The following is a 14,988-nucleotide window of genomic DNA, read 5'->3' on the forward strand; positions in this document are numbered from 1 at the left end:
GTAAAAAATGAACAAAAAATATTCATACATAGGTATCTCATTTATCATTTTACTTTTTGGTATTTACACAGTACCAAAAGTGGTAGATCGTTTTAGTAATTCAACAGACTTGGTAAAGTTTAATAAAGTTCCAGATTTTGAATTTACAAATCAAGAAGGAAAAACAATTACAAATGATTTTTACGAAGGTAAGGTATACGTTGTAGAGTTTTTCTTTTCTACCTGTCCAACAATTTGCCCTATTATGAATCAAAAAATGCTCACCATTCAAGATGAGTTTTTTGGAAACCCAAATTTTGGAATCGCTTCTATTTCTATTACACCAGCAATTGACACACCAGAAACTTTAAAAGAATATGCAAAAAACAATGGTATAACTTTAAAAAATTGGAACTTACTTACAGGAAAAAGTGAAAATATTGTATATGCACTTTCCAACAAAGGCTTTAAGTTGTATGCAGGAAAAGGTGATGAAGAACATGGTGGTTTTGAACACTCTGGTTTATTTGCCTTGGTAGATAAAGATGGATTTATCCGCTCAAGAAAAGACGAACATGGAAACCCAATTATGTATTATAGAGCTATTGAAGAGCAAGGTTTTCCAGATCAAATAAAAGAATTAAAAGAAGATATTAAAATATTGCTAAATGAATAATTTACAGGCAAAAGAGGCAAAATATAAAAAGATAATAACTGCATTATCAATAATAATTCCATTAGCAGTTGCAGCTTTATTTGGAATTAACCTTAGAGAGTTAGGTTTTAATGTTGAGCCATTAACATTTTTACCTCCAATTTACGCAACTATAAACGGGCTTACAGCTATTTTGTTAATAGCAGCAGTTGTTGCTATAAAAAAAGGGAATAAAAAACTGCACGAACAACTAAATACAACAGCAATTGCCTTTTCATTACTTTTTTTAGTATTGTACATTGCTTATCATATGACTTCAGATTCAACCAAATTTGGTGGTGAAGGTTTTGTAAAATATGTATATTATTTTATTTTAATTACCCATATTGTGCTGTCTATAGCTGTAATTCCTTTTGTTTTAATTACCTACATGAGAGCGAAATTAGGCAAGTTTCCAGAACATAAAAAAATTGCAAAACGTACATTTCCACTTTGGTTATACGTAGCAATTACAGGTGTAATAGTTTATTTAATGATAGCTCCTTATTATGTATAAAAAACAATTTCTTTTAGCAATTTTTTTATTCTTTTTAGCACTAGAAACAACATCTGCACAATGTGCGATGTGTAAAGCTGTTGTAGAAAATGGAGATGTTTCTATGGCACAAGGCGTAAATAACGGAATAAGTTACTTAATGGTATTTCCATACCTTTTAATAGGCGCTTTATTTTTTACGATATACAGATATAATAAGAAAATCAAAAATTAACATTTCAATAAGACGATAATTTTGTAACAAATTCTACATTTAGTCGTCTTATTAACACTAAGAAAAACATAAGTATTCATTTTTTAATTTGAATACATTCAGTTTTGTAAATACATTTAATTTTTAAGTTTTATAAATTAATGATTTACAGATTTTTAGATTTTTTTGTATCATCAGTAAAAATCAATCAACATAATATTAAAATTAAACATTTTGAAAACCAACCTTATTTTAATTGTAGCATTAATTACTTCAATTGCTACTTTTTCACAAAAACAATGGACTTTAAAAGAAGCTGTAAATCAAGCATTGGATAAAAACATTTCTATTCAGCAGAACAGATTAAGTTTAGAATTAGCAAAAAAAGATGTAGATATTGCCAAAGGTAATTTTTTACCAAATTTAAATGGAAGTTCTTCTGGAAGGTTCGGATTTGGATCTTTTATTGATGATGTAAGTAATACAAGAATTTCTACAGATAACTTTAATGCATCATTCAATCTAAGTTCAAACATAAATATCTTTAATGGATTTAGAAATACAAATACCTATAAACAAGCGCAGTTAGGTTTAGAAAGTAGTATGTTAGATTTAAAGAAAATTGAAAATGATGTTTCTTTATTTGTTGTGAATGGTTATTTAAATGTATTGTTTGCTAAAGAAAATCTTAATGCAGCAAAAGTTCAATATGAGATTAGTAAAACGCAAATAGAAGCTGCAAAGAAAAGATTTGAAGCTGGAGCTATTCCAAAAGGAGATTTATTAAACGCACAATCTACTGCAGCAAATGATTTACAAAATGTAATTACTAGAGAAAATGCCTTAGATATTGCACTACTTAACTTAGCTCAATTACTACAAGAGCCAGTAGAAGGTTTTGATGTTGCTGCTATTGATGTTGGAACACCAACAGCATCGCTATTATATAAAAACTCTGACGTAGTTTATCAAACAGCATTAACTACTATGCCTGAAATTAAAAGAGCTCAATTAGCAATACAAAATTCAGAATATAACATAGAAATAGCTAAAAGTTTTTTCATGCCAACATTATCAGCTTTTGCAGGTATGGGAACAGGTTATAGTCATAGGTTTAATGAGATTTTTTCTAACGATGATTTTGTTACTCAACTTAATGATAATTTAGGTTATAATATTGGAGCATCTTTAAATATTCCAATTTTTAATCGTTTTCAAACAAAAAACAGAGTATCTCAGTCAGAAATAAATAAAAAAATATCTGAAACAAGACTATTAAATGAAAAACTAAATTTACAACAAACAATAGAACAAGCATTTTTAGATGTTAAAACAGCTTTAAAAACATATGAAGCTGCTAAAATTTCTTTAGAATCACAGCAAGAAGCTTTCAAAAATGCTGAAGAACGTTATAACTATGGAGCAATGACATTATTTGATTTTGATTTGGTAAGAACGCGTTTGGTAAATGCTGAAGCTGCAATGATAAGATCTAAGTACGATTATGTTTTCAAAACAAAAGTGTTGCAATTTTATTCTGGTGATTTGATATTAGAATAACAAGCAATTAAATAATATTAAAAAACCTCACAGATTTTAAATACTGTGAGGTTTTTGTTTTTTTGAAATATTATATTTGTAAAAAAATAAAGGTTGGCAATAATTTTAAATATAGAAACATCTACTAAAAACTGCTCTGTAAGCATTGCACAAAACGGAAAAATTTTAGCAATTAAAGAATTAAATAACGGAAATTATTCTCATGCTGAGGTTTTGCATCCATTTATAGAAGATGTTTTGCAAGAAGCAAACATATTAAAACCTAAAATTAACGCAATTGCCGTAAGTAAAGGACCAGGATCTTATACAGGATTAAGAATAGGTGTTTCTGCCGTAAAAGGACTTTGTTTTGCTTTAAACATACCATTAATTTCTATAGATACTTTAACCTCGTTATCTTATGCTGTTGATATTGAAGAAGGAGTTATAATACCTATGCTAGATGCAAGAAGAATGGAAGTGTATGCAGCTGTTTTTAACAAAAACAACCAACAAATAAAAACAACAACAGCACAAATTATAAATGAGAACTCTTTTGCTGAATATTTAGAAAACAATAAAGTTTACTTTCTTGGAGATGGCGCTCACAAATGCAAAGAAATTATTACCCATAAAAATGCTTTTTTTATAGACGATAAGTTTCCTTCATCTAAAGAAATGGCAAAATTATCATTTGAAAAGTATAAAAAAAACGACATCGAAGATGTCGCTTATTTTGAACCTTTTTATTTAAAAGATTTTATTGTAATTCCTGAAAAGAAGAAAAAACCAACTTTTTAGGTTTATGCTTGTTTGTTAATATGAACCGCATGTGGATAAGGAATTTCTATTCCAGCAGCATCAAATGCTTCTTTGGTTTGTTCTAAAATATCAAACTTAACTGCCCAATAATTTTCTTTTTTTACCCAAACACGAGTAAAAAAGTTAATAGAGCTATCTCCTAATTCCGATAAATTTACTGCTGCTGCAGGATCTTTTAAAATTAGTGGATGTTTATTAATAACTTCAAAAATAATTTCTTTTGTTTTTTTAATATCAGAATCATAACCAACACCAAAAGTAAAATCAACACGACGTGTAGCTTCCGTACTATAATTTACAATATTCCCGTTTGAAAGTGCACCATTAGGAATAATAATTTCTTTATTATCTGGTGTATTTAATTTGGTTGTAAAAATTTCTATTTCTTTTACAGTTCCACTTTCACCTTGCGCTTCAATGAAATCACCAATTTTTATAGGTTTAAAAATCATTATTAAAACACCTCCAGCAAAATTTGCTAAAGAACCTTGTAGTGCTAAACCAATAGCTAAACCTGCAGCTGCTAAAATTGCTGCAAAAGAAGTAGTTTCTACTCCTAACTTTGCAATTACTGTAACAAATAGTAATATTTTAAGTGACCAACCTAATAGACTTATTAAAAATTTTTGAAGAGAAACATCTACCTCTCTTTTAACTAAAATCTTTTTAATTGTACTAACAATTATTTTTATTGCAATTAAACCTATAATTAAAATAGCCAAAGCCATTAAAACTTTTGGTAAGTATTCAGCTATAGTTTCTTTAAATAATACTAAGTATTCTTCCATATTTGTTATTTTATTTTAAAAAAACAAAGTTAACAATAATGCAATAATTGCGGGTATAGATTGAATGTAAATAATTTTTATTAATCTAGTAGAATACGCGCCATACAAACCAGCAACAATCACACAAACTAAAAGATATTTAATACCATTCGTATTGTCAATTAGTAGAAACCAAAGCAAACCAATTGCTAAGAAACCGTTGTATAAGCCTTGGTTTGCAGCCATTACTTTTGTTTCTTGTGCAAACTCTTTATTTTTTAAACCAAATGATTTTACTCCTTTTTCTGATGTCCATAAATACATCTCTAAAAATAAAATGTAAAGGTGTATTATTGATACAAAAAGGATGGCAACTATTTTTATGTTTTCCATATTAAATTAAAAAGTGATTTAAATAATATTAAATCACTTTTTTTTAGATTTTCTTAAAAGCATTAATTTACTTCAAAGGTTATTTTTAAATTTACTCTAAACTCTGCAACATCGTTTCCACTTACAACTGCACTTTGAGACTGTACAAAAACAGATTTAATATTTTTTACAGATTTTGAAGCTTGTTTTACAGCTTTTCTTGTAGCATCTTCCCAACTTTTTTCTGAATTTGCTAGCACTTCTATTACTTTCATTACTGCCATAATTATAATTTTTTTATTGATTCATATTTGTAAATATAATAAAATCAGACGATTATGTATGTCTACAACCCAATGTTAATTTAATGTTACCAAATTGTTTGTAAATTGTTACAAAAATTGTATATTTGTAAAAGAAACGTTAACCCTAAAATATTAAGTGATGAAAAAATTGATAACCATATGTGCCTTTTGCATAGCAGCAATAGGATATTCTCAGAAACAACAACCTACTTATACAGCAGAAGGAGATTTGGTAAAGGCAACTTATTATCACGATAATGGAACTGTTAGTACAGAAGGTTATTTTAAAGACAAAAAATTAACCGGAAAATGGGTTCGATTTGATGAAAAAGGAAATAAATCTCAAATGGCTTTTTATAAAGATGGAAAAAAAGTAGGAAAATGGTTTATCTGGGGTGATAATTCTTTAAAAGAAATTACATACAAAGACAATGCTATTGTAGATGTAAACTTATGGAAGGCAGAAGCTAAATTAGCTTCTAATAAATAATAAAACATACATTTAATAATAAAAACCCAAAGTGTTTACACTTTGGGTTTTTCTTTTGATTTATTTGAACTTACTATATATTTACAATGGTTTAAGAGAAGTTATATAATTGTTCAATTGATGAAATGTATAGTATTCCATATAAAAGAGATTTAAAAAAAGTTGAAATCGAATTTCTTAGGTATCTTTTTAGAAAAGAAAAATCGGAATGGACTAATATAATTGGCAATCTAAAAGTTATAGCTAGATGTGGTTGTGGAATTTGTCCAACTATAATCTTTGGAAAATCATTTGATTCTGAAATCCAAAAAGGATTTTTATTGATTGATTATGAAGGGAGAGGAAATAATGGTGAATTAATTGGAATATCTATATTCGGAACAAAAGAAATGCCAACTGAATTAGAGTTTTATTCAATTGATGGTATGTCTGATATTACTGAAATACCAAAAATTGCTACTTTAAGACCGTTGAATTATAAATAGTTTCTTCAGCTTTATGGCTTTATTTAAACATGTTTTGATTTCCTTTAAAAGCACAAAAAAAGTGCTTAGAAATCAAATCTAAGCACTTTTTTTAATTTATTACAAAGTTGTTTTACTCAACTAATAATGTAAAAGGAATACTGTATTTTACTCCTACAGGCTTTCCTCTTTGTTTACCTGGTTTCATTTTAGGTAATAATTTCATTACCTTAATAACTTCGTCTTTAATTTTTGGGTGTGGAGCTCTTGCATTAACATCTACAATGTTTCCATTTCTATCTATCTTAAAGCCAATAAATACTTTTTTCTTACCTGATGATAAACCTAATTCATTAGGTAATTCTGCATCAAATTTTCTAGTAAAGTGTTTTTGTACCATTCTACTAAAACAGTCTTTTAGTTCTTGTTTGTCTCCACTACATCCAGGGAATACTGGTACATCTTCAATAATCATAAAACTTACATCTTCTACAACTTCTTCAACTTCTGCAATTTCTACAATTTCCTCAACTACAACAGCAACAGTTTCATCTGTTTCTGTAGATTCGATAATAGTTTCTTCAACTTCTTTTTCGTCTTCTACAATTTCTATTTTTTCTGGAGCTGGTGGTGGTGGTGCTTTTGGAGTTTCTGGAATAACTCTTTCAGTAATTGGAATATCTTCTTCCATTAAAGCATTCATATTTACAACACCTAAGTCACCAATAGTTTTGTCGTAAGTTTTTTTCTCAATTGCAACAAAAGTTATAAATAAAGCTAAAACAAGCCCAATTTGCATAAATATTTTGCTGTAATTTTCTAAATTCGATTTCGGATTTTTCTTTATTTCCATTGTAAAGAGTTTTAATAGTTCGCTAATTTAGTCAAAAAATTGTTTGATATACAAGTCTTAGTGTTAATTATGTAGATTTTTTTTATAAATCTGATTAAAAACTACTAATCCTAACAGAACTCCTGTTGTATTTGCAAGTACATCTAAATAATCTCCTGTTCTATACGAAGTTAATTCATTTTGTAAAACTTCAATAATTATGCCAAAGGCAATACATAAAAAAGCAATTAGGTATTTTTTTTGTGCTTTGTTTATAAATGTAAGCAGCCAACAAATAGATAATGTAAAATAGGCAAAACCATGTTGCCATTTATCAATATTACTTATTGAGGTTTCGTATTTAGGCATTTTCATGAGGCTTAAATACAGAATGCTAATAGTAATTCCGATAGAAATTAGTAGAAGTTTACCCTTTAATAAGGTTTTGATACGCTTCTGCATCTAATAAATTATCTATTTGAGAATTGTCTGAAATTTCAATTTTAATCATCCAACCTTTTCCGTAAGCATCAGAATTTACTAATTCTGGTTCGTCCTCTAAAGCTTCGTTAAACTCGATAATTTCACCAGTTAATGGCATAAATAAATCTGAAACTGTTTTTACTGCTTCTACAGAACCAAAAACTTCACCTTCTTCTACAGTTTCGTCTAAAGTATCTACATCTACGTAAACAATATCACCTAATTCGCCTTGTGCAAAATCTGTAATACCTACTGTTGCAATGTTACCTTCTAATTGAATCCACTCGTGATCTTTAGTGTATTTTAAGTTTGATGGAATGTTCATTTTGTACTAATTTTTTAATTTTTAATTTCCTCCTAAGTTATAAACTATGTTAAAGCCACCATTAATTGCCTGTCTTGGAAATGTGGTGGATATTGCATATTTTGACGTTTGATGGTTGTAATAAAACGACGCGGTTAAATTACTACTTAATCTATAATCGGCGATAAATTTAATAGAAAATAATCGTTGACCACCACTAATTTGATTATTATCTTCATCAACAGCTCTAATTTGTGTTAAATTATCTCTTAAAGAAACATCTGCTCTTAAATTAATATCTCCTTTTAAGGTTTGTTTTTTTCCTGTAAAGCGTGTATTTACTTTTACATCTTTAAAAACATAACCTAATCCAAAAATATATTCGGTACCATTAATATCTGTTAAGGTGCTGTTGTTAAAATTCATGGTTAATGTTCTGTCTCTTTTTATTTCACCTCTTAAAGAAAATGAGTTTTTCATTTTCATATCTACTTTTATTAGTGGTGAAAATTCGTCAACCAAAGTAACTGCTGATACCAATAATTCTGGTTCATAATTACCAGCTGTATTTGTAACTGTTGGATTTGCAGCATCATATTGTAGGTTATTTGTGAAACTAGAAACGGTGTAAGAAGAGTTATAACCGTGAGAAACTACAAAGTTACTGAAGTTGCTTTTAAACCATTTAAATTTCATTAAACCGTTGTAACGCAAGGTCCAGTTTGGTATTGGAATGTTTCTGAACAAAGAGGTGTTTACTGTTTCGGCACTTTTTCCGGAATATGCTGCTATAAATGCTGGTAATAATACTTGTTGACTATTTTCTCCGAAACCACTTACTGGATTTCCACTTTCTGCAGCCAATCGATTTGAAATGGTACTTCTAAAATCACGAAGGTTTTGAAACAGTACATCAGCATCTTTAAAAACGGTAGAAATCATTGAAAAACTTGTACTAAAGTTTCCGTTTTCAAAAGCTGGTGCACTAAAATCTAACTCACCGTTTTCTGTTCCATTTTCTACTACATCTACTTGTTGTGATAATTCTCTTGTTTTTATTTTATTTCCTCTAACATCTATATTTAAATCTGTAAAAGGTTTTAGGGTAAATGTATAATCTAATTTGTTGTAATGAGTTCTTGTATATGTTTTGTTGTAATACTCACTATTGTTAGGATCTCTTGGGCCAACTAACCACCCATTTTCTAGTGCTTTTGTTCTAATATCTACTTGACTACCAAATGCGAAAGAGGTTGGTGCGCCTCCTAAAAATCCAACATCTTCAGTATAACCTGGTAATAATTGTCCATTATTTTCTGTATAACTAATTTTACCTTGTTTTACAGAGGTTATTACATCGTAAGTACCTTTTAAAATTTGTTTTCCTAACGAAAGTTTCTTTTTCTGATTTATTTTTCCTGGAGCTGGAGGTAAACCAATACCTTTTAAATTTTTTGAGTTTTTTCGTTGATTTTTACTCAACAATAACTTTTCAAAACCAAGGCTTTTGTAAAACTTATCGAAGTTTAACGTGGTATTTAAATTATGTGTATTTGAGTTTTGAATAACATTACCAACCAAATCTACATAAGGTACATCAACTCCATTTACATCAATACTACTTTGCGCTGCAGCTTGCCAATCGAAATCGGCTTCATATCCATAATCAGCTTTTATCCAACTTAAAAAAGGAATTTTATCAATAGGTAGTTGATAGGTTCCATTTAATTTTTGATGATAATGGTTTGCTCTACCTGTATTAAAGAAATCATCAAAAACTTGTATATCTTCAGTAGTATCAAAGGTATCGTAAATATAACTATTGGTGGCATTAAAGTTTAGTCGAATAGATTTTGTTAAATCGAAACCAATTGTATAATCCCAATCAAACAAAAATCTACGTTGTTTTAATTCTGGTTGAGGTGATAATCCTGGAACTAAATTTCGAGATTGTTGTTCTGTATAATTTCTATTAATTCTTGAGTTTACAGCAAAAGTGCTTGGAACAGGGTTGAAGTTAAAATCTTTAATAAGCTTTAAATATTTACTGTTTAAAAATTGTACATTTTTAAAAGGCTCAATAGGCTTTGATTGAAAATTGTAATTGTAAGTTGCTGCAGCAGTTACACTTTCATTGATGTATTTTTCTATATTATAATCTTTATGAAACTCTTTATTATGCGCATAAGAAACAGAAATGTTTTCGATATCGTAAAACTTTGGTTTTTTTGTTGAATTTGGATTTCTATTCTTTTTTACATTCATAAAACTAATACTGGTTCTTTTGGTATAGTCTTGGGCACTATTAATATTTTCTAATGCTTGATCTCTCTCAGCACTTGCAGGTTGCGCTTCTAAAAAGGTTTTGGCATCATCAAACTGAACATCTTGGTATTGTGGATCAAATTTAGGATCTATAAATTTTTCTCCAACACTATAACTCATTGGTAGTTGGATGCCCCATTTTTCAGGAGTTAAAACTTTACCTAAATTAACAGTTGTTGCAACATCATATTGCCTGGTTTCATCTAAGCTTCTTTGGTTTACTCTATCTTCTACATTACCAAAGCCAATTGTAGACATGCTTCCTGCTACAGAAACGTTTGCAACATCTGCAAAATTAGCATCTGCATTTACAACTGCAGCCCAACCACCATCGTTATCAAAACCAGCAGAACGTAATTCATTAAACCAAATTTCACCACTTTTAGGTGTTAGTGAAATGTTTTTAATACCTAACATTATGGTTCTTAACTGTGCCAAAGTTGGATTTCCTTTTACGGAAATTGTATACGGTAAACTAGGATCTTGCTCTGTAGAAGTATAAATTTCATTTATGGGAGCAACTGTACCACCTAAAGCATCTCTTTCTAATTTTACTCTTCCAAAAGATTCTAAAAATGCATCTAAGTTATTTGCTTCTGGCCAAATATCTAACTGTGAAGTTCCGTTTTTGGTTACTTTTAAAGGAATTTCAATTTGATAGAAATTCTCATTTAAATCTGTTCCTAACCTAATAATTCCAGAAAAATCGTTGTCATTTAAAACGGTTTCACCTTCATTTTCTTGGAGATGCATAAACATTTTTAAACGCTTAAAACGTCTTAAATCTACACTTATGTTTTTATAGATAGCTCTTACTTTATCAGGCTCTAATCTATTTACTTTTAAAGTTACAGACTGTTCGTTTTGTAATTGTACTGTTGTGCTTCCTTGTAAGCGTTCACGCTCAATTCCTGGAGGTTGTATGTAACTTCCTTCATTTTGCTCTATACTAACTACACCAACTTCAAAATCATTTAATTCGTCTTGTGTTAAATCTCTATCTGGATTTACAGCTGGATCTAGTGTTTTTACGTAACGTCTCCAATCTCCACGAACTAAATCTAATTCACCAAAACGAACTACTACAGGAATTTTAAAGTTGGTTAAAAACATTCTTACAAAACGAATGCTATTAAAGTCAGATATATTATTTATTGGAGTTCCACTTCTTACAGGAACTCTAAATTGATACCACTTTGTTTGTTGCGTTGTTCCGTTTTCTAGAGTTACAGTAGTAACTTTTTCATCAACAATATACCCAACACCTTTTCGTAAACTATTTTTATTTAGAGAGATTTTATATTCGTAGTAACTCTCTACAGTATTCATTGTTTGATCTTTATTAATATCTTCTACATCTGGGTATGTTGTTGAAGATGTTGGAAAAGGTTCTGTAGATTGATTTAAGGTTGGTGAGTTGCCTTGTGTGTTGTTAAAATCTTTATATCTTGTTATTAATGATGCGTCTATAGCTTCTAAATTACCACCTCTAAAAAACTGAAAGTTATCTGCTGCTGGATCTGGTAAAGTTGCGTAGTTGGTTCCAGAAACTCCACTTAAGTTGCTCTCTTCAACATCACCCAAACCATCAAAACCTAAATCTTGATTTGTTCTTGCTTCATCTTGTTCATTAAAAGCGTAGATTATAGAAGGGTTTCTTGGTACATCTCCCCAAATTGTTCTTGTTACATTATTTCCACTAACCTTTAAACCGTCTTCTGGCAAACCATTTTCATACATTTTACGGTTGTCTTTTAAAATATCTTCAGAAATGTTTCCTAAGTTGATATATAAGTCTCCAACTTGGTTTATTGGACTGTTTGGATTTACGCCTTGTGGCAAACCTTCTTCAGGAGTAATAGAATAGTTTTCATAAGGATCCATAATCCAAAATTGAATATACTCAACGTTTGCTTGGTCGAAATTATTGGTGGTTAATGGCCTCATAATTCCACCCCATCTAGTTTCTGGATTTGGTAAAGTTACTTTTCCGTTTTGAAAGTTTGCATTTGGATCAAAATTATAAGATCCTCTTTCAGCTGGAAAATAAGCTAAATCTAACGTTCGTATTAATGAGTTTTGTGTAATATCTAACTGTACGTTTGGAAACAGTTCACGGTAATTAATTTGCCTTGTTTCTGCTCTTGAAAGCTCATCTGCATCAATACTTGCTGGTGTTTCACCTGCACCATAAAAAATTTGATCTACACTATACCAAGCTAGTTTTGCTCTTTTGTAATTGTAAGATAAATCATCTCTTTCTCCATTGAAATTTGGAAAATATTTTGGGGTACTTGCTTCATACCAATCTAAAGGAGAAAGTAAACTAATAGGCACTTGTGAAGCTTCAAAATCATCAATATAAGATGTTGCTGCACCTGTTACATCAATTCCACTTGGTGTGCCTGGAATTAAATATGCCATATCAGCTCTTACAGAAATATTAGATGGTGCATCAGTATCTACAAAAGGTAGTTTGTTTGCTAATTTGGTAAAATAAGGTACTTCTGTTGAGTAATTAAAATTGAAACCCAACATGGTGTTATTAATAGGTTCTGCACCAAAATTAACTTTTGGCGTTAAAGGTCTTTCTTCAATATTTAAATACGTTGCACCCACTATAAAATCATCAGAAAATTTGTGTTCAACATCTATACCCATAAAGGTTTTTCTTTGTTGATTAAAAACAGCATTGTTTTCTGTAGAAACGCTAATTGGAACACCAGAAGCTTGTAAACCTGGATCTATAATTTGTACTCTTCCTAAATTGTAATCTACCACATAATCTACACCTTCTACTAACTGCCTTCCACCAGCAGAAACTCTTACAGAACCTCTTGGTACGTTAAAAGCTCCAATAGGAATTCCACCTGCATTTTCTGATTTAAAATATCCTTTTAAGAAATACTTGTCTTTATTTTGAAAGTTGTTTTTAATGTTAATTTTTGTGTTTAAATACAATTCTGGGAAAGCAAACTTTTCTACATCAGAGGTGTTTGGATCTAAACCATTATCATTAGGATCTATTTGAACAAGGTCATTACCAAAAGGTTCTGGTTCTGGAAAAAAGATAAATCCGTTTTCTGAGTTTACGGTAATACCTTCAATATAATCGAAATAACCATCTGGATTTCTAGACTGACTTTGATCTAATTGATCTAAATTTAATACTTGTAATAGTGGTTTGTTTGCAATACCAGCAGTTTGTGCGTTTTGTAAAACGTTGGATGGAATTCCGGTTTGATCATCTCTATACTGAATTTCAAATCGAAAACCATCTTGTGTTAAAGGAAATGCTCCTAAAGCATACACATTTTTCATCATTAAACGCCATGTTGGAAAAGATTCTTCTCCACCATTTCCATCTGGTCTTTTGGTTTGTAAAATTTCACTTCGTAATAATTTTACAGCTAAATTGTTTGGTGCTTGAATTCCGTCATTAGAAAATTCACCTACTTTAAAAGAATTTTTTGTGCTTCCTGTTACATTTCCAGCCACTGTATATTCGTAGGCAACTGCTAAAACCTCACCATCATTCAACCTTCTATTCAATGAAATAAAACCTAATTGAGTATTTAATTTATACTCATTTTGATCTAATTTTCTTGCGTTTTCTAATAAGGAATAATCTGTACCTTGTTCCATATTTAAAGAGTTTCTTAAAGTACTTTCTACTGTAGAAACGTCTCTAATTCCGTTTAAAATGGAAGGTTCATAAATATTATTTGCTCCGTTAAAAGGTAGGTTTTTACCAGAAACAACTGCTTGATTTGCACTAGGAACAATATTTCCGTTTTGATCAACAAGTACATTTGGGTCAGATTCTGCTAAATCTGCAATTGCTACAATGCTTCTAAAATCTTCTGTACTTGCATTTCTGTTGGTTATCCAAACCTCTATTCGAGTAATGTTAATTGGACTACTTATTAAAGGATAATTTTTTAATGAAGCTGCGTAATTGTCTATAAAATATTGAGATAAGAAAAAGTGACGATCATTATCATAATCTGTTGTTCTTAACTCAAATTGTTGAATAGAAGCACCACCTTCTGAAACTACTGTTTTACTTTCGGAATTTTGTTGAGAAAAAACAGCAGTAATGTTAGTGTTTCCAAACTTTAAATCTGTTTTTACTCCAAATAAACTTTGTGCACCATTAATTAACGAGTTTTTTATTGGCATAGAAATGTTACCTGCTTCTAAGCCTTGAATAATATCGTCTTCTGTTGGTGTAAATCCAATTTTTACTAAGTTTTGAAAATCGAAAGATGCTTGGGTATCGTAATTGGCGGTAAACTCTAAACGTTCACCAACTTTTGCACGAATACTTGCGTTAATTTGCTGATCAAAATCAAAGGTAAAGTTACTTCTGTTTTCTTCTGAAATTTGTGGGTTGTCTGTATTTTGATAAATAAAACCAAGCTTTAAGTTTAAATTACCAGTTGGAGTTACTTTTACAGTGTTTCCTCCAAAAATAGATTCGAAAAATTTTGAGTTTACGTAATAAGTTGGCAATAAATCTTTTTGAGCATCTGCAGCACCTTTTTTCTTACTATTGGTTGCGCTTACTTTGTCTTTAAAATATTGCATCATATCGCGTTTTAAACGATATTTTTCATATTCTCTCGGTGTTAAATAAATAGGTGTTTTTGTGTAGTAATTTCCTATTTTTTCTACAATTACATACCTGTTTAAAACTTTATCAAAGATGACTACTTTTTCTGCTAAATCGTCTAGAAAAAGACCTCCTTTTTGATTGCTATTAAAATCATATCGTAATTTTAAGCTATCATTTTTTACAAGCAGTGTATCTTTTTCGGAATTTTTTTGTGCGTATGTTGTTAAGCTAACAGCAAAAGTTACTGTTAGAAAAAGGAAAGTATTTTTTAAAAATGTACTCAA

Annotated in this window: 14 protein-coding genes; 7 read left to right on the forward strand and 7 right to left on the reverse strand. The window is 29.8% G+C overall.

Translation table 11 applies throughout. From position 1 onward, the window contains the following. Window positions 1-7 precede the first annotated feature (7 nt). The 5 genes from FDT66_RS06960 (at window position 8) to tsaB (ending at window position 3,723) form a co-directional block, all read left to right on the forward strand. Window positions 8-655, forward strand: a complete 648-nt coding sequence (locus FDT66_RS06960; protein ID WP_138535447.1) for an SCO family protein — start codon at window positions 8-10, stop codon at window positions 653-655. Further along, window positions 648-1,190 carry a DUF420 domain-containing protein gene (locus tag FDT66_RS06965; RefSeq protein ID WP_138535448.1) on the forward strand — a complete coding sequence of 181 codons (543 nt, stop codon included), beginning with the start codon at window positions 648-650 and terminating at the stop codon, window positions 1,188-1,190. Before FDT66_RS06960 ends, FDT66_RS06965 begins: the two co-directional genes overlap by 8 nt. Further along, window positions 1,183-1,404 carry a hypothetical protein gene (locus tag FDT66_RS06970; RefSeq protein WP_138535449.1) on the forward strand — a complete coding sequence of 74 codons (222 nt, stop codon included), beginning with the start codon at window positions 1,183-1,185 and terminating at the stop codon, window positions 1,402-1,404. The genes FDT66_RS06965 and FDT66_RS06970 overlap by 8 nt, the downstream gene beginning before the upstream one ends. A gap of 213 nt (window positions 1,405-1,617) precedes the next feature. Then, complete coding sequence (locus tag FDT66_RS06975; RefSeq protein ID WP_138535450.1) at window positions 1,618-2,943, forward strand: TolC family protein; 1,326 nt, start codon at window positions 1,618-1,620, stop codon at window positions 2,941-2,943. 93 nt (window positions 2,944-3,036) lie between these two features. After that, window positions 3,037-3,723: a tRNA (adenosine(37)-N6)-threonylcarbamoyltransferase complex dimerization subunit type 1 TsaB gene (tsaB, locus tag FDT66_RS06980; protein WP_138535451.1), complete on the forward strand. Its 687-nt coding sequence runs from the start codon at window positions 3,037-3,039 to the stop codon at window positions 3,721-3,723. A gap of 2 nt (window positions 3,724-3,725) precedes the next feature. Here tsaB and FDT66_RS06985 read toward each other — a convergent pair whose 3' ends face one another. The 3 genes from FDT66_RS06985 to FDT66_RS06995 form a co-directional block, all read right to left on the reverse strand. Then, the gene (locus FDT66_RS06985) at window positions 3,726-4,532 is read right to left on the reverse strand and encodes a mechanosensitive ion channel family protein (protein WP_138535452.1); all 807 of its coding nucleotides are present in this window, start codon (window positions 4,530-4,532) and stop codon (window positions 3,726-3,728) included. Window positions 4,533-4,547: 15 nt separating this feature from the next. Next, window positions 4,548-4,904, reverse strand: a complete 357-nt coding sequence (locus FDT66_RS06990) for a DUF1304 domain-containing protein (protein ID WP_138535453.1) — start codon at window positions 4,902-4,904, stop codon at window positions 4,548-4,550. Between the two features lie 62 nt (window positions 4,905-4,966). Continuing rightward, complete coding sequence (locus FDT66_RS06995; protein WP_138535454.1) at window positions 4,967-5,167, reverse strand: dodecin family protein; 201 nt, start codon at window positions 5,165-5,167, stop codon at window positions 4,967-4,969. 160 nt (window positions 5,168-5,327) lie between these two features. On the opposite strand from FDT66_RS06995, the gene FDT66_RS07000 reads away from it, so the two are divergent. Together FDT66_RS07000 and FDT66_RS07005 are read left to right on the forward strand one after the other, a co-directional pair. After that, window positions 5,328-5,678, forward strand: a complete 351-nt coding sequence (locus tag FDT66_RS07000; RefSeq protein ID WP_138535455.1) for a toxin-antitoxin system YwqK family antitoxin — start codon at window positions 5,328-5,330, stop codon at window positions 5,676-5,678. A gap of 125 nt (window positions 5,679-5,803) precedes the next feature. After that, entirely contained in the window at window positions 5,804-6,163 is a 360-nt protein-coding gene (locus FDT66_RS07005; RefSeq protein WP_138535456.1) for a hypothetical protein, read from the forward strand. Window positions 6,164-6,275: 112 nt separating this feature from the next. Here the strand turns inward: FDT66_RS07005 and FDT66_RS07010 are convergent, their stop codons facing one another. From FDT66_RS07010 to sov, 4 genes are all read right to left on the reverse strand, one after another. Continuing rightward, window positions 6,276-6,995 (reverse strand): energy transducer TonB, encoded by a 720-nt coding sequence (locus FDT66_RS07010; protein WP_138535457.1) that lies wholly within the window; start codon window positions 6,993-6,995, stop codon window positions 6,276-6,278. Between the two features lie 63 nt (window positions 6,996-7,058). Continuing rightward, the gene (locus tag FDT66_RS07015; RefSeq protein WP_246034780.1) at window positions 7,059-7,343 is read right to left on the reverse strand and encodes a VanZ family protein; all 285 of its coding nucleotides are present in this window, start codon (window positions 7,341-7,343) and stop codon (window positions 7,059-7,061) included. A gap of 58 nt (window positions 7,344-7,401) precedes the next feature. Then, on the reverse strand, window positions 7,402-7,782 hold the full coding sequence (gcvH, locus tag FDT66_RS07020) for a glycine cleavage system protein GcvH (protein ID WP_138535458.1): 381 nt from the start codon (window positions 7,780-7,782) through the stop codon (window positions 7,402-7,404). A 21-nt stretch (window positions 7,783-7,803) separates the two neighbouring features. After that, window positions 7,804-14,988: a T9SS outer membrane translocon Sov/SprA gene (gene sov / locus FDT66_RS07025; RefSeq protein ID WP_138535459.1), complete on the reverse strand. Its 7,185-nt coding sequence runs from the start codon at window positions 14,986-14,988 to the stop codon at window positions 7,804-7,806.

The sequence above is a fragment of the Polaribacter aestuariivivens genome (assembly GCF_005885675.1).
Taxonomy (GTDB): domain Bacteria; phylum Bacteroidota; class Bacteroidia; order Flavobacteriales; family Flavobacteriaceae; genus Polaribacter; species Polaribacter aestuariivivens.